This is a genomic window from Colwellia sp. MB3u-41 (assembly GCF_014076845.1).
In the GTDB taxonomy this organism is placed as follows: Bacteria; Pseudomonadota; Gammaproteobacteria; order Enterobacterales; family Alteromonadaceae; genus Colwellia_A.
The window spans coordinates 183,046-207,348 of record NZ_JACGUT010000075.1 but is presented as its reverse complement, the minus strand read 5'-3'; the positions used below and the strand labels follow the sequence as shown (position 1 = coordinate 207,348).

14 protein-coding genes and 1 pseudogene are annotated in these 24,303 nt (G+C 37.7%); 12 read left to right on the top strand and 3 right to left on the bottom strand.

Annotated elements, in window-relative coordinates:
• Positions 1-1,647: 1,647 nt before the first annotated feature.
• Positions 1,648-1,872 carry a tyrosine/phenylalanine carboxypeptidase domain-containing protein gene (locus H4J73_RS20475; protein WP_310649618.1) on the bottom strand — a complete coding sequence of 75 codons (225 nt, stop codon included), beginning with the start codon at positions 1,870-1,872 and terminating at the stop codon, positions 1,648-1,650.
• 787 nt (positions 1,873-2,659) lie between these two features.
• Between H4J73_RS20475 and H4J73_RS09045 the strand changes: the two genes are divergently transcribed.
• On the top strand, positions 2,660-3,343 hold the full coding sequence (locus H4J73_RS09045) for a glucosaminidase domain-containing protein (protein WP_182180120.1): 684 nt from the start codon (positions 2,660-2,662) through the stop codon (positions 3,341-3,343).
• Between the two features lie 364 nt (positions 3,344-3,707).
• Here H4J73_RS09045 and H4J73_RS09040 read toward each other — a convergent pair whose 3' ends face one another.
• On the bottom strand, positions 3,708-4,526 hold the full coding sequence (locus H4J73_RS09040; protein WP_182180123.1) for an AraC family transcriptional regulator: 819 nt from the start codon (positions 4,524-4,526) through the stop codon (positions 3,708-3,710).
• 177 nt (positions 4,527-4,703) lie between these two features.
• Between H4J73_RS09040 and H4J73_RS09035 the strand changes: the two genes are divergently transcribed.
• Both H4J73_RS09035 and H4J73_RS09030 read left to right on the top strand, forming a co-directional pair.
• Positions 4,704-5,372, top strand: coding sequence for a glutathione S-transferase family protein (locus tag H4J73_RS09035; protein WP_182180125.1), 669 nt, complete (start codon positions 4,704-4,706; stop codon positions 5,370-5,372).
• A gap of 187 nt (positions 5,373-5,559) precedes the next feature.
• Complete coding sequence (locus H4J73_RS09030) at positions 5,560-6,516, top strand: alpha/beta fold hydrolase (RefSeq protein ID WP_182180127.1); 957 nt, start codon at positions 5,560-5,562, stop codon at positions 6,514-6,516.
• Between the two features lie 25 nt (positions 6,517-6,541).
• Here the strand turns inward: H4J73_RS09030 and H4J73_RS09025 are convergent, their stop codons facing one another.
• On the bottom strand, positions 6,542-7,243 hold the full coding sequence (locus tag H4J73_RS09025; RefSeq protein ID WP_182188788.1) for a hypothetical protein: 702 nt from the start codon (positions 7,241-7,243) through the stop codon (positions 6,542-6,544).
• Between the two features lie 336 nt (positions 7,244-7,579).
• On the opposite strand from H4J73_RS09025, the gene mgtE reads away from it, so the two are divergent.
• The 9 genes and pseudogenes from mgtE to H4J73_RS08975 all read left to right on the top strand — a co-directional run bounded on the left by mgtE (position 7,580) and on the right by H4J73_RS08975 (position 24,145).
• Entirely contained in the window at positions 7,580-8,935 is a 1,356-nt protein-coding gene (gene mgtE, locus H4J73_RS09020) for a magnesium transporter (RefSeq protein ID WP_182180131.1), read from the top strand.
• A 309-nt stretch (positions 8,936-9,244) separates the two neighbouring features.
• Positions 9,245-10,059, top strand: a pseudogene (locus H4J73_RS20990) (phospholipase A).
• 246 nt (positions 10,060-10,305) lie between these two features.
• Entirely contained in the window at positions 10,306-12,060 is a 1,755-nt protein-coding gene (locus H4J73_RS09005) for a nitrilase-related carbon-nitrogen hydrolase (RefSeq protein WP_182180137.1), read from the top strand.
• Between the two features lie 153 nt (positions 12,061-12,213).
• Positions 12,214-13,326, top strand: coding sequence for a sensor histidine kinase (locus H4J73_RS09000; RefSeq protein ID WP_182180139.1), 1,113 nt, complete (start codon positions 12,214-12,216; stop codon positions 13,324-13,326).
• 13 nt (positions 13,327-13,339) lie between these two features.
• Positions 13,340-14,173, top strand: a complete 834-nt coding sequence (locus H4J73_RS08995) for a LytTR family DNA-binding domain-containing protein (RefSeq protein WP_259366553.1) — start codon at positions 13,340-13,342, stop codon at positions 14,171-14,173.
• A gap of 269 nt (positions 14,174-14,442) precedes the next feature.
• The gene (locus H4J73_RS08990) at positions 14,443-17,046 is read left to right on the top strand and encodes a glycoside hydrolase family 16 protein (protein ID WP_182180142.1); all 2,604 of its coding nucleotides are present in this window, start codon (positions 14,443-14,445) and stop codon (positions 17,044-17,046) included.
• A gap of 107 nt (positions 17,047-17,153) precedes the next feature.
• Positions 17,154-20,129 (top strand): TonB-dependent receptor, encoded by a 2,976-nt coding sequence (locus H4J73_RS08985; RefSeq protein ID WP_182180144.1) that lies wholly within the window; start codon positions 17,154-17,156, stop codon positions 20,127-20,129.
• A gap of 151 nt (positions 20,130-20,280) precedes the next feature.
• Positions 20,281-21,558: a sugar MFS transporter gene (locus H4J73_RS08980; RefSeq protein ID WP_182180146.1), complete on the top strand. Its 1,278-nt coding sequence runs from the start codon at positions 20,281-20,283 to the stop codon at positions 21,556-21,558.
• A 46-nt stretch (positions 21,559-21,604) separates the two neighbouring features.
• Positions 21,605-24,145 carry an exo 1,3/1,4-beta-D-glucan glucohydrolase gene (locus H4J73_RS08975; RefSeq protein WP_182180280.1) on the top strand — a complete coding sequence of 847 codons (2,541 nt, stop codon included), beginning with the start codon at positions 21,605-21,607 and terminating at the stop codon, positions 24,143-24,145.
• Positions 24,146-24,303: the final 158 nt, after the last annotated feature.

Sequence of the window (24,303 nt, the reverse complement as noted above, 5' to 3'; positions counted from 1 at the left end):
AGGCAATGTTCACAAAATAAAGGTAACGCTAAGTAGCTAAAATTTGCATATAAAGAGGTAAAATTGACTGAATTCATATTGACTTTTTGACAAAAAAAACGGTCTACCAACATAGGTATAGACATACCTTGAGGGTTGCATAGATAGGTGCTTTCAGAGGTTTAAAATGTCTATAGATTTATTGTTATTCAGGGCATTATACTCATAATGATGTCTCTGGTTATCAAGCTTATCCTTAACAATGTTAATATGTGAAAAGGTTTATCGAGATTTTACAGTTGCGCATAGGTTAAATTATCAACTTATACCATCTACCTCTCTATATGGAAAATAACATATGGCTGTGCCACCCATTTACATCTCGTATTGCCATTCAATTACATACAGTTTAGTCACTAAATAAATATCAATAATTCCATAAAACGGTCATTCGTTAATTTATTCAATGGCTGTTCAGGGCATGAAGTGGTCTAAAATTGAGAGTTAGAATCAAGCCTTGGAGCTGCCGTTAATAAAGTAAAAGCTATCGTCAACACTACGCACAATTTTGAACATTTCAAATATCACATATTTATAGTTCCTTTAACTAAAAGATAACTATCATGTATGACATTATTACTTACCCCAAAAACCTAGCTGGAATAAAGGTAAATTAGTAGGTCAAAAGCTTTCCCTTAAGCTTGAAGAGGTTTGGTCTATTAGAACAAGGTTTAATTTGGCGCTAGATTGTAAATAAAGAGCATACGATGTCATTAAACTTAAAGTGTTGGATATTGCACATGGGAGAAATATTCAATCACGAGCAATGTTAATTCAACAAAAGACAGGAATTCCTGTTCAATTTTAAATAACCCAAAAAACGAGATTCGCTTTACAAAAATGGATCTCATTTCAATCTCTTCGTTCAAATGATTATTTATTCGGAGGTAGAGTAAAAGATGATTTTCATTTAACGACTAGGCGGTATGCCAGAATTGTTAAAAAGGGGATTGCTAGTATTGGTTTGGATGTGACACCTTATGTCACTCATTGAATGAGGCGAACTAAGGCAACCATAGATATTTAAATTACAAACAACTCAGGAAGTATGGACACGTCCTCATTCTAAGAATATATTAATTTTTTCAACTCGTAAGCGCACAAATCAGACGTTAACACAGTCATTTTATGATATGTCATCGAATGACTATTAAGGTTCACTTATGCCAGTTTAAGTCAGGTTCTAACTTTATTTGAAGTGTTTTGGTACTTTTTATTAAATAAAAGGTATTAGCACATTTTTTTCTATCTTAATTCACAAAGCTCATTTTTTGCTCAACGGAATAAGTAGGCTTGCTCGAGATTTTTGTTTTGATCTTTATTTAGCTTCTACAAGTTCAAACAGAAAGTGGCGCTTAGTTAATCGTATTATATGCAAAATTTTTACTGCCACTGTACTAAAATCAAATAGCAGTAATTTTCAATGACAGGTGCTTTAGCACTAATTAAATGTTTTTGGGATACCATGCAATAACTCATCATTATGCTTGTAAATATTAGGCATATCCGTCTTATTCAAAAAATCAGAGCAAGTTAAGTAAGCCAATAGGTAGCGAGCATCTTCAACTCATAGGGGTAAGTACTTACCAAGTTGGCAGAGTCGCATTTTTAAAATTTATACAATACGGGGATGTCTTCAATATGGAGTTTCCCACAAAATAATAATTTAAGGCAATCTGCTCTACCATTGGCAGCAACAGCTTTTAAGAAGTTATGTACTCGTATAAGCCCGTATAAATAGACACCGTCTTTAGTGAATGGCGCACCACCGGTTAATAGGCCACCTCTGAAAACGCTTTGGCTATTTTTATAAGCCTGTGATTCGTTTCCTATACGACCTAGGAAATAGTTATAAACCCCTAAGAAGTCAGCTCCTTTTTAATTTTTTAGGCCTTTGTTAAAGGCCTCTCTAACTTTTTCATCATGAAAAAGAATATTATTAGGACTTTGTCCAAACAGTGGATACTTATCAACGAGCATTGAGGTCTTTATATTAACTTCTTTTTTAATTTTAGAACGGTAATGTTTAAATAGTTGCAAATCTAACTGAATAACATCAAAACGCTCTATAATAACATTTTAACTTGCAATTATTGGTTATGATTTTCAACGTAAAGAGTGTTTTAGTTCGCCATTTCTGCATATTCCGCACTTAAATCAGTTTTTGCTCTTTGCCTGGACATCAAGGAATATGAAACCAACTCATTGAGGTGGGTAAATTTATAATAATTTTTTTATCAGGTGATGATTATACCATTGTTTGTTTCAGGATTATCCAAGGTGCAAGAGCGTCAACGAATGCGACGGTAATCTTTTTATAAGCAAAGTAGAGCAAATAAAATGAAAAAAGAGTATGAATAAAAGTGTTTTTAGCTCCATATTTTAATTAAAACTATAAAATAAAAAAATATAACAAGTATAGACGAGTGAATATGGACAAATAAAAAATATCTATAGATGTTTTAAAAAAAAAGCTAATGTACAAGTAACTTTAGAATGAAAATTAATAACCAATTTTAAATGTTAATGCACTGAGCCATTTTGTTTTTAAAACAGAAAAGTCTCTATGCTATACTTTTAGTAGCTAACTATCCCTTTACATTCAATAGAAAGGTTTTATATGAAATTAACGGCTTTGCAATCTAAAATATTATTAGCACTTTTTTCCCTACTCTTACTTTCTGTCGCTATTTACTTTTATTCAGCCAAAGAGGTTGCTCTGCCCAAAATGACGGTACAAGAGAAAAAAGCTCGCTTTAAAAATTTAATTATTCCAGCTGTAAATGAAGTCTATGATGAACTTACGGTTCAATACCTTGATGTTTCAGAGTCACTTATTTCGGGGAGTAACAACGATATGATAGAAAGGCTTAAAATAGAATACAAAGCAGAGAGTGACAACGAACTATTAATGGCGCTTAAACCGCATCCAAAGAGTATTGCCATTGCACAAGCCGCAATGGAAAGTTCTTGGGCAACCTCTCGCTTCTTTAACGAAGCTAATAATATATTTGGTGTTTGGTCATTTGATAAAGATGAACCTAGAATAGCGGCACTCAAAAAACGGGGTGATAAAACAATTTGGTTAAAAAAGTATCCTTCGGTTAAAGCCTCTGTAAAAGATTACTATAGAACACTTGGACGCAGTGCTGCATTTGAAAAGTTCAGACAATTAAGGTTGAAAACAGATAACCCGTTCTCTTTAGTCAAAAGGTTAGATCGTTATTCTGAAAAGGGTGCAGAATATGGTGAAGAATTAACATCAATTATTAAATTTAATGATTTTAATAGCTATGATGAATAGTGGGTTTCCCTTTTATTATCATTACTAAGCCATATAATATTTTTAAAATTTATAAAATAAGTTAATAATATATTGCTTGTCAGGGCGATAAATGTCGTTTGTGGTTCAAGTGAACCCAGTTTTTAGGCAAGTTAAACTTACAAGCTAACGCTTACTTCTTGATAAACATCTTTTCTTTTTCGCCCTTCATGAACAAGTGTTCGACATTTCAAATACGGAGAACTCCCTGTCTTTTTAACAGGAGTTTTTTTAGAACATTGGCATATCAATTCATTTTTTTCTAAACCAAGGTCCACGACCTTAAGATTATCATTGAATTTTATATTCATTGGGTTATAAATATAACGTTGATAAGCAACACTCATTAAGCTGTGAACCCTTGATGTCTAATCATCTGCCTAAAAGCGCCAGGGGTTATACCGAAGCGGCGCTTAAAATGTCGATAAAAATGGCTCAAATTACTAAAACCAGAGGCGAAAGCAATTTCGGTTATATCAGTGTTTGAGCTCGCAAGCAGTTTAGCCCCGGCGTCGCAACGCACTTTGAGTAAATATTCAATGACACTGAATCCGGTATGTTGTCGAAATTGGCGAGCGAAATGACTTCTTGATATGTTAACGTGATTTGCCACCTTATCTAGGGTGATATCCATTGTGTAGTTGTTATTTATCCAGTTTTTGGCATTCGTCATTCGCACAGATGAGTGGGTGTCTTCATTCTTCTCATAGCCGGCGCTACTGATATGAATGAGTAATAATCGTAAGTATAAATTTTCTTTCAAACACGCATGTAAAGGTGAACTGGAGTTAGGATAAGTGGCGATTTCAGTCGCTATTTTTTGCATTTCTTCAGTGCAGTGAATTGTGTTTAAGTTAACGTTATTTGTTAAAAACCTCCCTTGGGAAAGTGTCTTTAAATACAGGCTGTTGGCATGAGTTGACAAAGTATTAAATGACAGAGGGTCGATACATGCAAAAAGTAATTTTGTTTCAATTTCTTGATCCATACAAATTGAATGTGAATACTCAGCAGGGATAAAAACAGAATCACCCGCGGATAAATGATGCATTTCACCATTGAGGCTAATATTTACCGCCCCTTTTAAACAGACAATAAACTCATGTAGGTTATGTTGGTGTTGGTCGATATCTCTACGTAGCATAACACTTGATGTCCAAAGCATTAAAATAGTCCGATAGTACAATTATGTGATTCAATCGTATGCGACACCATTTAATAAAGCTACTAAAATAACATAAATATAGCACTACTGTGCTCTAGATAGTTAGGAGAGCGAATTTTTCGCAAGCAATAAATAACTGTAGTACCCACTTTACTATTCATCTTAATGGAGAAAAATATGATTGTTGTACACCACCTTAATAATTCTCGGTCTCAACGCGTGCTTTGGGCATTGGAAGAGCTAGGCGTTCCATATGAAGTGAAACGATATGAACGTGATCTCAAAACAAACCTTGCCCCTACTAGTCTAAAAAATATACATCCTCTGGGTAAATCTCCAGTGATCACCGATGGTAAAATTACAGTTGCAGAGTCAGGGGCGATTATCGAATATCTTGCTCAAACCTATGGGCAGAAAGATTTTATTCCAGAGGCTCAAAGTGAGGCTCATCGTCAGTACCTTTATTGGCTGCATTTTTCTGAGGGAACGTTGATGCCACAGCTATTATTAAAATTGATTTTTGAAAAAATAGTCAAGCACGCTATGCCATTTCTTATTAAACCTATCGCCAAAGGTATCATGAAAAAAATAATGACTGGCTATGTTGGTCCAAATATTAAAGGTAATTTAGACTTCATCGAAAGTCATTTAAAAAATAATGAGTGGTTTGCTGGTCACCAACTATCAGGCGCCGATATTCAAATGAGTTTCCCCTTAGAGGCTTGGGTTTCAAGAAATACCAGTGAAAATAATTATCCTGAAATTATTGCTTATGTAAAACGATTTCAGGCACGCGATTCTTATCAAAGGGCCTTAAAGTCTGGAGGCACTTACGATTATGCTTAATCACAGTGCTTAAATCGTTTCGAGTAAACCGAAAGTGTTTATTGATATTAACAATTTTCTGATAGTCGACTGCTTGAAAATCAAATGTTACTGATGGTAAACGTGAGTTATGATTTAATATTTTGATTTTTATAATGATAAATTTATTCACTCATTCGATATAACAAATAATAAGGTGTAATACGTTTTGAAAATTTTAAAGAATAGTGTGTATGTACTATTAATTGCTGTGTTTTTACTCGTTATTTATCTTTATTCAAATGTAGCATATGACAAATCTGTGGCAGCGCTTACGCCACGGTGGGCAGGGGAGCCTTCACAGTTTTTAAATATTGCCGGTATGAACATACATTTAAGAGACGAAGGTCCCAAATCTGATGAAGAGCCTATTATTTTGATTCATGGTACGAGTGCTTCTTTACATACTTGGGACGGCTGGGTTGAAGCCTTAAAAGAGCAACGAAGAGTTATTCGATTCGATTTACCCGCATTTGGTTTAACGGGACCAGAACCTAAAAACGATTACACAATTGAACATTATGCTGAAGTTGTTATCGCCGTATTAGATAAATTAGATGTTAAAAAAGGTGTGTTGGCGGGTAATTCTTTAGGTGGGTATATTTCTTGGGCAGCTGCTGTATTGTACCCTGAGAGGGTATCCCAGTTGATTTTAGTCGATGCAAGTGGGTATCCTTTTAAATCTGAGTCTGTGCCACTTGCCTTTAAACTCTCAAAAAGCCCGTTAATGAGTGGCTTATTAAAAGATGTACTCCCTATGTCATTGGTTAAACAAAGTGTTGAAAATGTTTATGGGAACCCTGATTTGGTAACTGATGAATTAGTTGAACGATACTATGAACTATCACTTCGAGAAGGTAATCGTGGCGCTTTGACCGAACGTTTTGAGCAAACACTACCAGGGCCTTTAGCTGAAAAAATCAGAACAATAAATATACCCACACTTTTAATTTGGGGAAGAAAAGATAAATTAATCCCCCTTGAGGTTGGATTGAAATTTAAACAAGAAATCACAACAAGTGAATTGGTTATTTTTGACGAACTAGGTCATGTACCCCACGAAGAAGATCCTCAGGCGACAGTATTGGTCGTTAAACAATTTTTACAAGAAAATAAGATTAAATAACCTTTGTGAATATATCTTATCAAATTTAGCTCATTTCATTGATGATCACTTGAATGGGTCTTTTGAAATAAATGGCAATTAATACGAGTCTTTGTGATTCTCTGTTCAATTCTTGGCCTTGACTACGATATAACTTAGCAACTGCTTGTATGATTGGTTGATCGTTAGTCGTATCTATTGTTTGTTGTTTACTTTCAATTTCTATTAATGCCAATAACGCCGTAAGTTCGTGGGGGGGTAAAGTGGTCAAATTTTGATGAGAAAATAAATAAACTTCGATGGGTGTTAAGTTTTGATAATCACGTTGACACAAGCCATCACGTAATGTTTCATTACTGCCAAATAACATCATCGAGCGCAAATAAATAAAGGGAGGTATGCTTTCAACTAATTTATTACCCGCTAATAAGTAATGTAAAGCATTGCGTTGCTGATGGTCTGTTTGCTTGAAATTGTCTTTTAACTGCAAGGCGGGTGTAAAAAAGCTTAAGGTATCATTTGTTTTAATTTGTGCGATAAGCGCGCTGGGTATGCACTTGCTTTCTATTAATGTTGTGGCTATTTTTTGATAAAAATCAAAGGAAGCCAACATGCTTATTCCTTCTTGAAATAGATGCGCTAACTGAACAATATTCTCAGACTCTGCTGATGTTAAGTAATGGTTGAGCAAGGCATCATTGTCACCTTTTGATAATAAATGGATGAATGTTTGCATATGTTGCTTCATTGTAACTCTTGTTTGGCGCAAATAATTGCCTCAGTGTATACGCTAATTGTTTTGCTGTATGGTATTTCTTAAAGAATAAAATTATCTGTTTACATTAACCGTCATGACACTCATTGTGACTAGCACGCTTACTATTGGGGACTTATCTTAAACAACTTAAAATTAACATTTATCTACAATAAGTCTGATATTATCTTTTCACTCATGGGTAATCTAATAATAAGGCTTGATGTCATCGTTGATTGCGTCTAAGTTACTGCGCAAGCGACTCACTCAGCACTCGTTATTAATTATCTTCTTCGATAAGCACTCGAACGTCCATTATAAGTAGGCACTATGAGCAATACTTTTACTAAACTTGTCAGTCAATTAACGCATTCATTAGAGCAAGAAAACGATCAAGAGTTGCTGGTTTCAATAGAAAAGTATCACCCAGCTAAATTGGGACGTTTACTTGAATCACTCCCCAATAAATATCGAGATGGCTTTTGGAGCTTGATCCCCGTTAATAGTAAAGGTGAAGTCTTACTCTCTGTACATCGAGAATTGCGTCAACTTCTAATCAAAAAAACCAGTGAAGCTGATTTACTTAAATGTTTGTCTACGCTACAAATGGATGAGTTGGCAGATATTGATGCGGATTTACCACTACCCGTAGTCAGCGCTATGGTAGAAGCCATGGACAGCCAACGAAAAGAGCGCTACCAGACAGTGGCTTCTTTTTCTGATAACACCGCGGGTGGGATGATGGATGTTGACGCCACTGCCGTAAGAAAGGACGTTAGCCTTAAGGCTGTTTATCGGTATTTGTGCAAGTTAAGAAAAAAAGAGGGCATGTTGCCTGAACAACTTGATCAGCTCGTCGTCGTTGACAGAAATAACAAAGTACAAGGCACTTTATACCTCAGTGATTTGGTTTCGATGGACAACAGTTTGTCAGTTGGCGATGTCATGAAAAACGATGTGCCGTTAATCGATTCATTACAATCGGCAACTCAGGTTGCGCAAATTTTTGAAGACCACGACTTAATATCAGCCCCGGTTGTTGATCAAAATAATTATTTGTTAGGTCGGATAACTGTTGATGATGTTATTGATGTATTAAAAAATAGTTCTGAGCAACGTTTATTGGCCTCTGCTGGTCTTAATGAAGAGTTAGATATGTTTGCCCCTGTTGCTCATATCTCTTTCAATAGAGCGATTTGGTTAGGTACTAATTTAATTACCGCATTCGTTGCGGCTTGGGTGATTGGCTTTTTTGAAGCTTCCATAGAGCAGCTTGTTGCACTTGCTGTACTGATGCCGGTAGTGGCAAGTATGGGAGGCGTCACAGGCAGCCAAACGCTAACGGTTGTTACCCGAGGTATTGCTCGCGACTTAGTGAGCAGTGCGAATATTGTTTCGCTGACCTTTCATGAATTAAAAGTCTCTTTTATTAATGGTTTACTCTGGGCTGCAGTGGTCTTTATAATCACCATTTTATGGTATAACGACTGGAGATTAGGTGGCGTTTTTGCGCTGGCACTTTTTGTTGTTAGCCTAACCGGGACGCTTTCCGGTGCACTCATTCCAATTGCCTTGAAAAAGCTGGGTGTAGACCCTGCAATTGCTGGTGGTGTTATTTTGACAACGATTACCGACGCAGTAGGTTTTTTAATATTCTTGGGTACCGCGACGTATATTCTGATTTAATTGCACTGTTTTATAAAGCGCAGTAGGTAAATGTGCAGTGTATGGTTGCCCATTAAAATTTTGTCTAAAAACAAGATTGACAGACCAAACTGGATTTACCCGTTATTATGGCTATTATAAATAAAAGTTAACCCTGTATTTAATCACCCCGTTTAACGACTTAATAACAAAACTATAAATAACGCTAAATAAACCGACCGACAATGACAATGTCTTCAGACATAGGAGAAAAGTTGATTCTAGATTAAATTTTTATGAGAAATAACACTTGAACAACGTCCAGATACCAACACTCATCATTAAAATCTTATGTACCATTCTTTTTTTATACCTGAGTTACTGATGGCAGAAGAAGCTCCTATCGTTGTTATAAAGGAAAAGTCTATTCTGGGAAATAGAGAAAAGGCGCTTTTGAAAACTGCGGCTAATCCATTTTATATTTCACAACATAGATTAAATTACCTGCTACCAGTTTCATATATTAGGCATCTGGGCACACGCGCGGTTGAAGAGTTGAATAATGATAATGTCGATAAGGTAAAAGCGAAATATCAAAGTAGCATCAAGTTTCCAATTTACTTGCCAAAAACGACTGATGCTTCAGGTCTTTATGTTGGTTTTACCGCGGTATCCTATTGGCAATTGTATAATAGTGAAACATCGAAGCCTTTAGATAAACGAATTATGAACCCAAATTATTTTACAGTCGGCAACAGAAAAACCGTATATTGGGCTTTGAATTTAATCAAATCCAGCCAGGGATTAATCATCAATCTAATGGTCAAAGTGGTCTTTCATCGCGTAGTTGGAACCGAGTTTTTGCTTCGTTAGTTTTTAGCGATGAAAGTGCTTTTTATTATTTAAAAGCCTAGCACCGCTTAGTAGAAGATGGAAAAGAAACGCCACTTTCTGTGGTCGGTGATGACAATCCAGATATTACAAATTATCTGGGACATATGGAATTGGGGGTTGGTACTCAGTTAGGCAAATTTAACTTTTTTACTGCGGTACGTAATAACCTTAAACGTAATGATAATAAAGGCAGTGTCGAACTCAATATTTCTTATGCACTTCCCGAAGGTTACGATATTCTAATACAGTATTTTAATGGTTATGGCGATTAACTTATCGACTATGACCGCCATCAACAGTGCATCAGTTTAGGTATGCAAATGAGATTTTTATAAATAGCTGAAATGTATGTTTATTATGTTTATCATTGCGTAATGATAACCAGCCATTACTCATTGGCCCAAACTTAATTTTGTTAAACGTTTGGGCTGCAATACGTTTAAAATTATAATGTCTCGATTAAGCATAATGCTTTAATATTGCAACATTTACCTCAAATTACCTGGAATATACACATTATGCGCGTCGCCGTTTCTCAGTTTGCCACCTCTTCAAATGCACAAGAAAATCTAGCAACCTGTATTCGTATGATAAATAAGGTGGCAGTATGTCAGCCAGCGCTTATCGTGCTTCCTGAATATTGTAATACGCTTTTTTGCCACACGTTGCCTTGTTACAGTGATCATAATCAGGCATGGCATGAAGCTTTAATTATTGATGGACCCTTTATGCATGCTATTGCAGAACAAGCAAAAAAGCATAACTGTTATATTGTCCTTAACGTTACCTTACGGCGAAGTGGTGCTGGTGATTTGTTAAAAGCACCTCAAAATGCTGTGATTAAAAGGAACATTAGTATCACTTCCTGTTTGTTTTCACCACTTGGAGAGCTTGTTCACCAAGAAGATAAACAAACATTAGTTGGTCGTGAAAATGATTTTTTTATGTATCGAAGTCATCAATTGGGCGAGGCCAAAACGTCTTTTGGAAAACTTGGTTTGTTGGCAGGCAACGATACAATGACCTTTGAGACACCACGTAAATTTGCTTTACAGGGCGCACAATTATTGTGTCATTCAATGAGTTCATTCGCTATTGACCAAAGCGAATTATATGATCGTGCTCGCGCGTGCGAAAATAAAGTGTTTTTGGCTGCAGCAAATAAAGTGGGAGCACTCACATCAACTGGCGCTATTTTTGGCGAAGGCGAAAGCCAAATAGTTTCTCCTCAGGGCAAGGTATTAGCAAAGATAGACCATAAGGAAGAAGGTTTTGTTTTTGCTGATATAGAGTTGGCTAAGGCAGAGATATCCGCGAGCAATAAACGTCGGCCTGATGGAACAGAACTTTTCAAACAGCGACGTCCTGAACTTTATCAAGGATTAACACAACCTATGCATCAACAGGTCAATAATTCTGCTCATAAACTACCTGATACCGCCAATATTGCCATTTTTGCAACCTATAAATCAAATGAAGAGGCCATTGAAGATGTGTGTTTTTACATTGAAAACAATCTCAGTGATATTATTCAATTACCTGAATTATTTTTTATTGCAGATAAAAAAATCACCCATCATGCTGAGCAATTAATTGAGGTTGAATGCTTAAGCGAACAGTTACTTAAACAAATTAGCTCGGTACTAAGACCTTTTCAATATGTTTGTACCAGTTTAGTGGTTGAGGGCATGCATCAGGCCGTTTTAATAAGTGAGCATGGACTTTTTGCTAAACAGCAACAATTACACTTTTGTCAACGATATCATTGGACCTCTCTGGGCGATGTGTTGGCGATTGTCGAATTACCTTTAGAGCAAGGGAATATTAATGTGGCTATGCTTACGGCTGACGACGCCAACATACCCGAAATAGTGAAGGTAGCCGCTTTAAATAATGCGCATTTATTACTGGTGCCTTTTGAAATCCAAGAGCCGGGTGAGGTTGAATATTGTTTATTGTCTCGTGCTGCTGAACATAGGATCTGTATTGTTGCCGCGAGTCGTGAGCAGAGTTTTCCTGATGAGCTATCGGTTGATAGTTTATCAACCGATAGTGGTCAATATAATATCCAGAATAACAATAAAGGTAAAAACAAAACGAAGTCTAAGAAGTCTACTGGCTTAATTGTTAATTTAACTAAAGATTTTGAATTATTAACCTCGAGTGAATTTGGACGACTAAATGGCTATATTAACCAACCACTGGTTAAATACCAATATGGAAAAATAACCAAAGCAATCATCCATCCTATTACCGCTTGTACCAAGCATTAGCATAAATGATGGATAATTAAAGCTGGCTAATAACAAGGCTAAGCTCTCATTGCATGAGTTAACGCTGTAAAAGCACGGCTTGTCGCAAAAACTCTTTTTTATTTTATATTTGTTATACCTTTATAAATGATCAATTTAACGTTAAGTGAAAAAATGGCAGTAAATAAAGACCACCATATTCTCGAGCTAGGAGATCAAGCTTTCTCAAAGCAAAGCCATCAATTTTGGACATTACAAATTGCGGGTTGGCTAGGTTATGCCGTTGTTGTTTTTTTAGCGATTATTCGTCCTCAAATAGGTCAAGAGACCTTCAACCTTTCAGGACAATTACTTAACCTAGTTTTAGAAACGTTAAGTGGTTTTATTTTATCTTATTTACAATGGCTGCTTATTCAACGAATTGTTCACTTACCTTTAAATAAAACACTCTTTTTTAGTTTTTTATCAGCAGCAACTTTTGGTGTTATTTTTAATATAATAAAGTTAAGCACTTATAAGGTTATTATTTATCAGCAACAATGGAATGAAGCATGGGACATGTTGGAATTTGGCGGTTGGTTGCTATTTTCATTAACAACAATGTTTGTTTGGACATCAATATTTTTTATTATGCTCTATAACAATAAGTTGCAAAAAGAACATGAAATGCTGCTTCGAGCTCAAACCGCAGCAAAGGATGCGCAGTTAGAAATGTTACGTTATCAGCTAAACCCTCATTTTATGTTTAATACCATGAACGCGATATCAACACTTATCTATAAAAATGAAAATGATAAAGCGAATGAGATGTTAGACAAGCTTTGTGAATTTTTTCGTTATTCGTTAGATAAAAATGACAAAAGCAAAACCACCTTAAAAAAGGAATTGGAGTTACTCGATCTTTATCTCTGTATCGAAAAGGTTCGTTTTGGTGCTCGTTTAACTGTCGATATTGATATTTGTAATAACGCTATGAATTGCCTGGTACCTAGTATGTTACTGCAGCCATTGGTAGAAAATTCAATTAAATATGCCATCGAGCTTCGAAAACAAGGGGGCGTTATTCAAATTAAAGCGACTAAGGTAAACGACAGACTCGTACTTAAAGTGATTGATAATGGGCAGGCGATTAGCAAAAAAGTAAGTGATGGCTTTGGTATCGGTATCAGCAATACAAAAGCGCGTTTAGATGCTATGTTTAATGCAGACTTTAAAGTAGATATTAATGAGAGCGTTAATGATGGTACAACTGTTTTTATTTCTATTCCTTTTGTGACGTTAACATAAAATGGAGACACTTTTGCCGCTAACTAAACCATTAACCGCAATTATTGTTGATGATGAGCCGCTTGCATTAGAAGGTCTCAGGTTGCGGTTAGAGAAAATTCCAGAAATAAATGTCATCGCTGAGGCAAGTGATGGTGACCAAGCGATACAGCTTTGTCAAATACATTGCCCCGACGTGCTTTTTCTTGACCTACGCTTACCAGGGTTAAATGGCATTGAAGTTGTTCAGGCTTTGCAGTCTGATGTATTACCTATGATAGTTTTTGTAAGTGCTTATGGTGAATACGCCCTCGATGCCTTTGAATTAAATGCTATTGACTATGTGTTAAAACCTGCAAATTTAGGGCGGTTAAAGCAAACAGTTGAACGTATTTTGGAGCGTTATTCTCCTAAAAACTCAGATAAAGAAAAGTTTAAATTACTTAAAGCATTAGGTGAAACGTCAGGCCTTGCCATTAGCGAGCTTGAAAATTGGTTAGAAACTGATTCACCCTTTCCTAGCCCTTTTCACCAAGAGTTAGTGATCAAAAATAGTGACCATGAAAAAGTATTTTTGCCTGTTAAAGACATTCGCTGGATTGATGCTGCAGGCGATTATATGTGTGTGCACACCAATGAAGATACTCATGTTGTCCGTATAACGATGAAGAGACTCGTTGAATTATTAGACCCTATTATATTTACCCGCATACATAAATCTACTTTAGTGAACATTCATTGTATTAAGAGCGTTCGAGCAATGCGAAACAGCGAAAGTATTTTAGAATTAGGCAATGAGGTACGCCTTAAAGTGAGTCGAAACTATAGCTCTGCTATTCAACAAATAGTGGAATCAAAAAAAAGCTAACCTGTTACCTCTTTTTTGTCTCGCTTCACCTCAATAATATCTATGATTTTGCTATTGCCTCATTCAATAACCGTCATACCGCATTTGAATTGTAACTATTTGTCGTTTATACGAGTATGATTTTGGGGGGAGTATAAACAGTTAATAAGCCTAACTGTTTTACTGCCAAGCTATGATGAAACCTAATCCTGTAATCAATATAAATAAGATAATTAAAACAACAGGGTTAAGTGGCATAGTAAAGTAGTTGGCGATTTGGAAAATAAATTATGATGAAAGCAACAAGAACACTGACACAGTTGTTTACTTTGGTAACAACATTATCGTTACTAGGGTGCGGTGGCGGTGCAGAAACCAAAACAGACGCAAGTAAAGTAGACCCAGCTCAACCAGTCAGTGACTGGACAATGGTCTGGAGCGATGAGTTTGATGGAACTAATATAAACACTCAAAACTGGACGCATGAAGTTAACTGTGACGGTGGTGGTAATCAAGAAAAACAGTGTTACACCGAAGATTCGAACAACTCATTTGTAAGCGATGGCACACTTAAACTCGTTGCATTACCGGCAGCAGAAGGTGCTGTCCTGCCATATACTTCAGCACGTATTGTGAGCGAAAATAAAGTAAATTTCAAATACGGTCGTTTTGAAGTTAAAGCTAAAATGCCCTTTGGACAAGGTAGCTTCCCTGCATTTTGGATGATGCCTTCAGATGACGTATATGGTGGCTGGCCTTATTCAGGTGAAATAGATATTCTTGAAACCGTTAATTTAAAAACGGTTAATGAAGAAGGTGTTGTTGAAAACAATGTCCATGGGACATTACATTATGGACCTAATGTGGCAGATCACGCATATTCAGGTGCTGCTTACAGTTTACCAGGTGGCGTTAACCCTGCAGACGATTTTCATGTTTATGCTATAGAATGGCAAGAAGGTCAGATCCGTTGGTACGTAGATGATTATTTATATGCAACTCAAAAAGCATCTGAGCTAAAGACTAAACCTGACGGTGAAATCTTAGGTTTGAATCATCGAGGTTGGTTCACTGAGTATTTTGACGCAACCACCGGGGAATTGACGACCCATTGGGATAGTGCACCCTTTGATCAAGAGTTCTTCATGATATTAAATAATGCTGTTGGTGGCGATTGGGCAGAGAACTCCAATAACACAGGTATTGATCCAGAAGCTTTTGTTAATGGGCAAACGTTTGAAATTGACTATATTCGTGTATATCAATGTAATCAAGACACTGACACGGGGAAAGGTTGTGAAACAATTCGCTCTGGTTACAACCAAATTGCAAGTGACGAATTTCCTAACGGTGCGTTGGTTGAAGGTAAAGCACCTAATCCACCTGTAGCCGCTATTCCTGTTGCCCCTGGTTCTGTCTTTGACATATTTAGTGATGCAGATACCGATTTTTTAGCGGGCCATTATGCTGCTAGTGGTGAAATTGTCATTGAAGAGCTCGATGTTGGTGGTGATCACGGCATCGTGAAACAGTTCACCTTCAACTCGGATGAAGCTCTTGGTTTTTTCCAACTTGTCCCAGGTAGTGTGCAAGACTTTAGAGGTTATGCAGCTCTTGAGTTTGATATTTTTGTGGTAAACGATAGCGGCGCTGAAGGCTTTGTTATCAAAATGGATTGTGTACACCCATGTAGCTCGGGCGATTACGCTATCGATAAACCTGCACAAGGCGTATGGACATCTTACAGCATATTGTTATCAGACTTGGTCGCTAACACAGGTTCAACGTTAGAAATATCCAATATAAATACACCCTTAGCATTCTTCCCTACTTGGGGAACTCAGAATGGCTTTGTTGCTCAACTCGATAACGTTCGTATCGTTGCCGCAGGTAATAGTAACGGTAATACCAAAGTGATTGCTAACTTGTATGACGACACTGTTATCGGCGATATTGCTTTCAATAGCTATAATCCCGACGGTTTTGTTACAGCAACTGAGATAGCTGAAGCTGACCGTGGCAATGTGATTGAAATAGTTAAAACAGGCGGAACAGGTAACTGGTACTTAGATAGTTCAGCGGCTCCGTTTGACATTAGCGCTTATGCTGTGGGTAGTGAATTAGTTTTTGATATGTATGTCGTCAGTGCTGATGCAGGCGTTGACCTATATATCAAACTAGATAGCGGTTGGCCTAATGTGAGTGATGTTATTGTTGATTCTTCAACGTTAGGTGAATGGCAAGAAGTCAGAATTAATTTGCAAGCCTTACTTGCTGACGATAATGCGTTTTCAGCCGGTAGTTTTGCTGACCCTACGAACATAGTTAATCCATTTGTTATGGAACCTACGGGGGTTATGACCGTTAAGTTCGATAATATTCGTTATGAATCACCCGATGATAGTGAAGACGAAATAGCTTTGTATGACGACGCTGTTACTGGCGATCTCATCTTTAATAGCTATAACCCTGACGGCTTTGTTACGGCAACTGAGATGGTTGAAGCTGACCGTGGCAATGTGATTGAAATAGTTAAAACAGGTGGAACAGGTAACTGGTACCTTGATAGTTCAGCTGCTCCGTTTGATATCAGTGGTTATGGCGTTTTCAGTGAATTAGTTTTCGATATGTATGTCGTCAGTGCTGATGCAGGCGTTGATCTATATATCAAACTAGACAGTGGTTGGCCTAATGTGAGTGATGTTATTGTTGATTCTTCAACGTTAGGTGAATGGCAAGAAGTCAGAATTAATTTACAAACCTTACTGGCTGACGATAATGCATTTTCAGCAGGTAGTTTTGCTGACCCTACTAACATAGTTAACCCATTTGTTATGGAGCCTACAGGGGTTATGACCGTTAAGTTCGATAATATTCGTTATGTGAACAAATAGCGCCGTTAAGTCCTAAATGTGTTGGGCGCATCAGCGCCCGTTTTCCAGCTGTATATGTACTGAATATCTCTATACAGCGATAACATAAAGTGAATGGTAGGAAAGTTATGAAAACAACTAATTTCAAAAAAACAAAAATCGCGGCAACTATAACAATGTTAATCGGTACCGCTTTTTCTTTACCGATATTTGCTGAAGAAGCAAAAGTAAAAAGCAGTGACAAAGACGCTGCAATAGAAGTGATCGAAGTTACCGGTATTATGAGCAGTCTATCGCGTTCAATGTCGGTAAAAAGAAATGCCTCAGGTGTTGTTGATGTTATCTCGGCCGAAGATATGGGTAAATTTCCAGATACCAACTTAGCTGAGTCATTACAACGTATTACCGGCGTTTCTGTTAGCCGTTCAAATGGCGAAGGTAGTCAAATTACTGTGCGCGGTTTTGGGCCAGAGTTTAACTTAATTACTTTGAACGGACGTCAAATGCCGGGTACTGGTAACTCTCGCTCGTACAGTTTAGAGAATTTATCTTCTGACGGCGTTAGCGCACTTGAAGTTCATAAAACAGCACGCGCAGAAAACCCAAGTGGTGGCCTCGGCGCGACCGTAAATATCATTACGATGAAACCTTTTGCTAGCCCTGGTGAGAAATTTGTGATCTCAGGTAAAGGCATTTATGACTCGTCAAATGTAGAGGGTGATGATGTTACACCTGAGTTTTCGGGCTTGTACAGCAATACCTTTGCTGATGATACCTTAGGTTTTGCTTTATCCTTCTCTCATCAAGAGCGTGATTTTCAACAACAATCAGCAAACATTCAAGGTTGGCAGTTTCAGCCAAACGGGCAACTTCCAGAACTAGATGCCAATAAAGTGATTGATAACCGTGATGCTAATGCAGCGGCAGGTGCATTTTTTCCTCGTGACATGAACTACGCTATTGCTAATATTGAACGTGAAAGAACTAACGCTAATGTTACTTTCCAATATGCGCCCATTGATAGCGTTATACTGACACTTGATTACACCATGGGAGAATCGACTACAGGTCGTAACTCTATTGGTTGGGGGCAATGGCATGATTTTGGCGGTAACATTGATGCTTACGAATTAGATGAAAATGGCACGGTTATGTTCGCTGATTTGTCGGGCAACGATGGTTCATACACCGCAAATCGTGACACTACAGAAACGAATGAAAGCTCATTGGGTTTTAATGTAGAGTGGCAAGCGAATGATCAATTCATTTTTTCAGTTGATTACCATAACTCAGAAAATAAGGCAGATAATGGTAAAGATACCGGGATGAATGGTACAGGATCATTAGTCTTTGGTTCAGATCAGCTGGTTAATAAACATTATGACTTTAGAGACGGTGATATTCCTCAAGGTACAATTTTTTGGAAAAATGGCTCTACAACGCTTGCACCTGGTGAAATGGACTCTCATTTTAGCCAATTTGAACATACACCTGGTAAATCTGAAATAGAGCAATTGCAAATTGATGGCTCATGGGAAAACCCGGATGATTCAGCATTAAAGCTTGTTAAATTTGGACTTGCTCGTACCGAACAAACCATGGGCGGTTCACGTTCATGGAGTGGGTTAATCGGTGGTTTCTTGTTTAGCCCTAATTATTCTGCTGTTTTTCCTGATGGAATGTTTGTTTACAACACAACTGACGGCTTTTTAGATGAGTTTTCTAATGGCGACAACCCAATTGGCGCTGGTTACTATTACAGCTTCGATTTTGATGAAGCTGTTGCCCGTTCACAAGCTTATTTAAACACTGACGTGTTAGGCGATGACTATTTTAGTACAGATGCTTACCGAGAAGGAAGTGTTCAATCGAAAGCTTCGGTCGATGAAGATACCACCAGTATTTATGCATCCTCTTTATTTGAGTTTGAACTTGCTGATTTCCCCGTACAGGTGAGTGTTGGTTTTAGATATGAGCAAACAGATGTAACCAGTAATGTCTTGCAACCTATCCCCACTGAAGTTTGGTGGAAAGGTGGCAGCGAGTGGCTTACCCAGTATCAACCCGGTGAAAATACGATCTTATCGCTTGAAGGTGAACATGATGTGCTCTTACCTATGGTTGACATGAAAGTTGAACTTACTGATGAAATTATTGCTCGTGCATCTTGGGGTAAAACTATTGCTCGTGCACCTTTAGGAAATTTAGCGGGTGGCCGTTCGTTAGGGGCAAGTACCAGACCTAATTCTCGTATTGGTGGCGAAGGTAATACTAATTTAGACCCTTATGAGTCTACTAACCTTGATATTTCTCTAGAATATTACTATGCAGAAGGCAGTTATGCTGCAGTGGGTTACTTCAGAAAAGATGTAAAGAACTTCATTAGTAGCCAAACAGTTACCACAGCGGTTGATGATATACGTGATATATATCAAGGCCCACGTTGGAACCAAGCTGTTACAGATTTAGGTGGCACTCCAACTAGTGATGAAATCTTCGCTCAAATGCAGCTCAATGGTGCTACGTTGAATGCTCAAGGCTTTATTGAACCAACAAGTGATGATCCACTGATGCAATGGGATATTACTCGTCCATTCAACACGCCAGATGACAAGATGGTTGATGGTATCGAGCTAGCGGTTCAACATTTCTTTGGTGAAAGTGGTTTTGGTTTTGGTGCAAATGCTACTTTTGTTGACGGGGATGTTGAGTTTGATGTTGATGATATAACCCGAGTTGACAGTGTCGCAGACTTAGCGCCACAAACACCGTTAACCGGATTAAGTGACTCAGCTAACTTTCAGCTGTTCTATGAAAAAGATGGCTTGTCGGTAAAAGTCACTTACGCATGGCGAGACGAGTACCTTATTGGTGTAGGCCAAGGACAAGGTTCTTCAGATAATCCGCCACAGTTTGCTAAAGAGTTTGGTCAAGTCGATATGAGTGTTAATTACGACATTGATGAAAACTTCACTGTATTCTTTGAAGGACTCAACCTGAATAACGAAACAGAACAGGGTTATGGCCGCTATGAAGAGCAATTTCTTTTTGCTCGTCAATACGGTTCAAGGTACACCTTAGGCGTTCGTTATAGCTTTAAATAACCGTTCTTCAATATTGGCGTTCATATGCTTTAAGTTAATAAGTTATGAGCGCCAATACTTTCATCAGCATGCAATACAAACTTAACGATACGCTTTAAGCATAGCTGTCGTTCACACGTATCTGTTATAAACAAGTATAGGATTTTACCTCATGGCTGTAACACCCTCATCTTTAGGGCAAGCTAAAGCTTCTGACACCCATTTATCTAATGGGAAAGTTGGAGAAAGCTCTACTCGCTTTGCTTTACTTTCATTAACCTCATTATTTTTTATGTGGGGCTTTATAACCTGTTTAAATGACATTTTAATTCCTCATTTAAAAGCTATTTTTTCTTTAAGTTACGCACAATCAATGCTCGTCCAGTTTTGTTTTTTTGGCGCTTACTTCCTTGTATCTTTACCCGCAGGAAAGCTTGTTAAAAGTATGGGCTATCAAAAAGGTATTGTTATTGGCTTAGTTATTGCCGCATTAGGCTGTTTAATGTTTTATCCGGCTGCGTCTTTACATAGTTATCCTGTTTTTTTATCTGCTTTATTTGTACTCGCGAGTGGCATCACTATTTTACAGGTTTCTGCAAACCCTTACGTAACCTTATTAGGTTCAACAGAAACTGCTTCCTCACGATTAACCATGACACAAGCGTTTAATGCATTAGGCACGACTATCGCTCCTTATTTTGGCGCGTTATTAATTTTAAATGAAGTGACTGATTCAATGTCAGCAACAAGTGCTGAATCGGTGCAATTACCTTATATAGGGCTTATGGCGGCATTGCTCGTACTTGCCGCTATTTTTGCTTTACTGAAACTGCCGCATATTGAAAGTGCTGAAGTTGTCGAAGGTGAAAAAATTGAAGGCTCTGCATGGCAGCATCGTCATTTGGTCCTAGGTGCCATTGGTATTTTTGTTTATGTTGGCGCAGAAGTATCGATTGGTAGCTTTTTGGTTAGCTTCTTAGGTGAAGCTCATATTGCCGGTTTAGAAGAAACAGATGCGGCTAAGTACCTGACCTATTACTGGGGCGGAGCAATGGTTGGTCGTTTTATTGGCGCAGCCGTTATGCAAAAAGTCGATGCGGGTAAGACATTAGCCTTTAATGCAGTATGTTCTGCCATTTTGATACTCGTAACCGTGCTTAGTTCAGGCAGTATTGCTATGTGGGCGATACTATTAGTGGGGTTATTTAACTCAATTATGTTCCCAACTATTTTTAGCTTAGCGTTAAGTGGTCTTGAAAAACATACCAGCCAAGGAGCCGGTATCCTTTGTTTAGCCATCGTTGGTGGGGCAATTCTTCCTGTATTACAAGGCATATTAGCTGACATATCTAATGTTCAGGTTGCCTTCATATTGCCTTTATTTTGTTATATATACATCATTTATTATGGTGTAAAGGGTAGCAAAATAGCCAGTACAGTTAATGGATGAGACAAAGATGAAATATTATAAATTAAAAACAAAAAGCCTGATTTTTATGGCGTTACCTCTCTTTATTTTGGGGTGTGGTCAGTCATCAGTTACGCGTTCAACGGATGCAAGTGCTCAATCTATTGAAGAAAATAAAACAGATAATATTTGGCCTAAGCTTGAAAGTGAAGTTAAAAAAGACGATAACATCGAAGCTAGGGTGGCAAGTTTACTCGCAGAAATGACCTTGCAACAAAAAGTTGCACAGATGATACAACCTGAAATTCGCGATATTACTGTTGAAGATATGCGTACCTATGGTTTTGGCTCTTATCTAAATGGTGGTGGTGCGTTTCCAAATAATAATAAACATTCTACACCTGCTGATTGGATTTCTTTAGCTGAGAAAATGTATCAAGCATCAATTGATGATTCAGTAGACGGTTCAACTATTCCTACTATGTGGGGAACTGACGCTGTACATGGTCATAACAATGTTGTTGGAGCAACGCTATTTCCACACAATATTGGTTTAGGGGCGGCAAACAATCCTGATCTAATTGAAAAAATAGCTGAAATAACGGCGACCGAAGTTATGGTGACAGGAATTGATTGGGTTTTTGCACCAACCGTTGCTGTTGTGAGAGATGATCGTTGGGGGCGTACTTATGAAGGGTATTCTGAAGATCCTGAAATCGTGCGTACTTATTCTGCTTCTATTGTAAAAGGCTTACAAGGCCATGCTAATAAAGACTTTTTAGGTAATAAACGGGTTATTAGCACCGTTAAGCATTTTATTGGTGACGGTGGTACCCAATATGGTGACGACCAAGGTGATAATTTAGTTTCAGAGCAAGAACTATTTACTATTCACGCACAAGGTTATGTTGGCGGCTTAACGGCGGGTGCTCAATCTGTAATGGCTTCTTTTAACAGTTGGAACGGAGATAAAGTACACGGACATAAGTATCTTTTGACCGACGTGTTAAAAAATAGAATGGGTTTTGACGGTTTTATAGTCGGTGATTGGAATGGTCACGGACAAGTAAAAGGCTGTGTAAATGAAAGTTGTTCACAAGCGGTTAATGCCGGTTTGGATGTTTTTATGGTGCCAACCGATGCATGGAAACCACTTTATGAAAATATTATCGCGCAAGTCAACAAAGGCGTGATTGCTCAATCGCGCATAGACGATGCGGTTACTCGTGTTTTACGCGTAAAAGTACGTGCCGGACTTTTTGAAAAACCAAGCCCTGCCAATCGTGTCCTTTCAGGTAAAACGGCTTTAATCGGTGCAAAGGCACATCGCGATGTTGCGCAACAAGCTGTTCGTGAGTCTTTAGTCTTGTTGAAAAATAAAAATCACCTATTACCACTATCACCAAACCAACATGTTTTAGTCGCTGGCGATGCTGCTGATAATATTGGTAAGCAATCAGGTGGTTGGACAATTACTTGGCAAGGTACAGGTAATAAAAATGCTGATTTTCCGGATGCATCTTCTATTTATTCAGGCATTGAAAAAAGGGTCAATGACGCGGGTGGTCAAACGACACTAAGCGTTGATGGTAGCTATACTGAAAAACCTGACGTGGCGATTGTCGTTTTTGGCGAAGAGCCATATGCAGAAGGTCATGGCGACATCGATAACTTAGAGTATCAGCGCGGTAATAAAAAAGATTTAGCGTTACTAAAATCGCTTAAAGCAAAAGGGATACCTGTTGTTGCCGTTTTTGTTAGTGGTCGACCTATGTGGGTAAATGCAGAGATTAATGCCAGCGATGCTTTTGTGGCAGCATGGTTACCTGGTTCAGAAGGTAAGGCTGTTGCTGATGTTTTATTAACAGATAAAAGTGCTAAGGTAAAACATGACTTTAAAGGAAAATTGTCATTTTCTTGGCCTAAATCGCCTACCCAAATTGTTAATCGATTTGACGATGTCTACCAACCCTTATTTCCTTATGGCTATGGTTTGACTTATAACGATGATGATACTTTATTGGGTGACTTATCTGAAAAGTCTGATGCGGTGATGAATACCAATCATGATACCGATATATTTAAGGGAAAAGCAGTAGAACCATGGAAAATGTTATTAGTTTCAGATCAACAAGCAACTGAAATAGATGCCAATAGTAAGTCACTCCCTGGTATATCTTATCGAACCGTTGATAAGCTTGTTCAAGAAGATTCTTTTCGCCTTGAATCGACAGGTAACAAAAACGTTGGAGTAAAATTCATTAGTGGTAACGGGTTTAGAGAAGACTTATCTTCTGAGCTTGAAAGAAATGCAACATTAACTTTCACTGTGCTGAGAGACAGTAATATTGACCAGCCTGTTTATGTGTCGATGAACTGCGAAACTATTGGTGATACTCAATCAAGTTGTCAGGCGCGTATTGATATTCAAAAAGAACTTGCCAGTTTACCGTTAGGTGAATGGCAAGATATATCAATAAGTTTACATTGCTTCGCTGATAAAGGTGTTCAGCTCAGTAAAGTGGCTATGCCTTTTGAACTTCGCACCCAAGGTATGGTTAATTTGTCTATTAACCATATTCGTTTAACGGCAAGTAAAGTCGAAAATACCGTCTCTAACTGCCTTTAAAAAAGAGTCCTTTATAAGGACCCTTATAAAAACAAGCTAAAAGGGTAAAACTAACATTGTTAGTTTTACCCTTTTTTTTACTTCAGCTATAGGCTGACTACTTAACAATAGCTGAAGTTATTTAATTATCTAACGCTTACCCTTACTTCTTTCTCCGT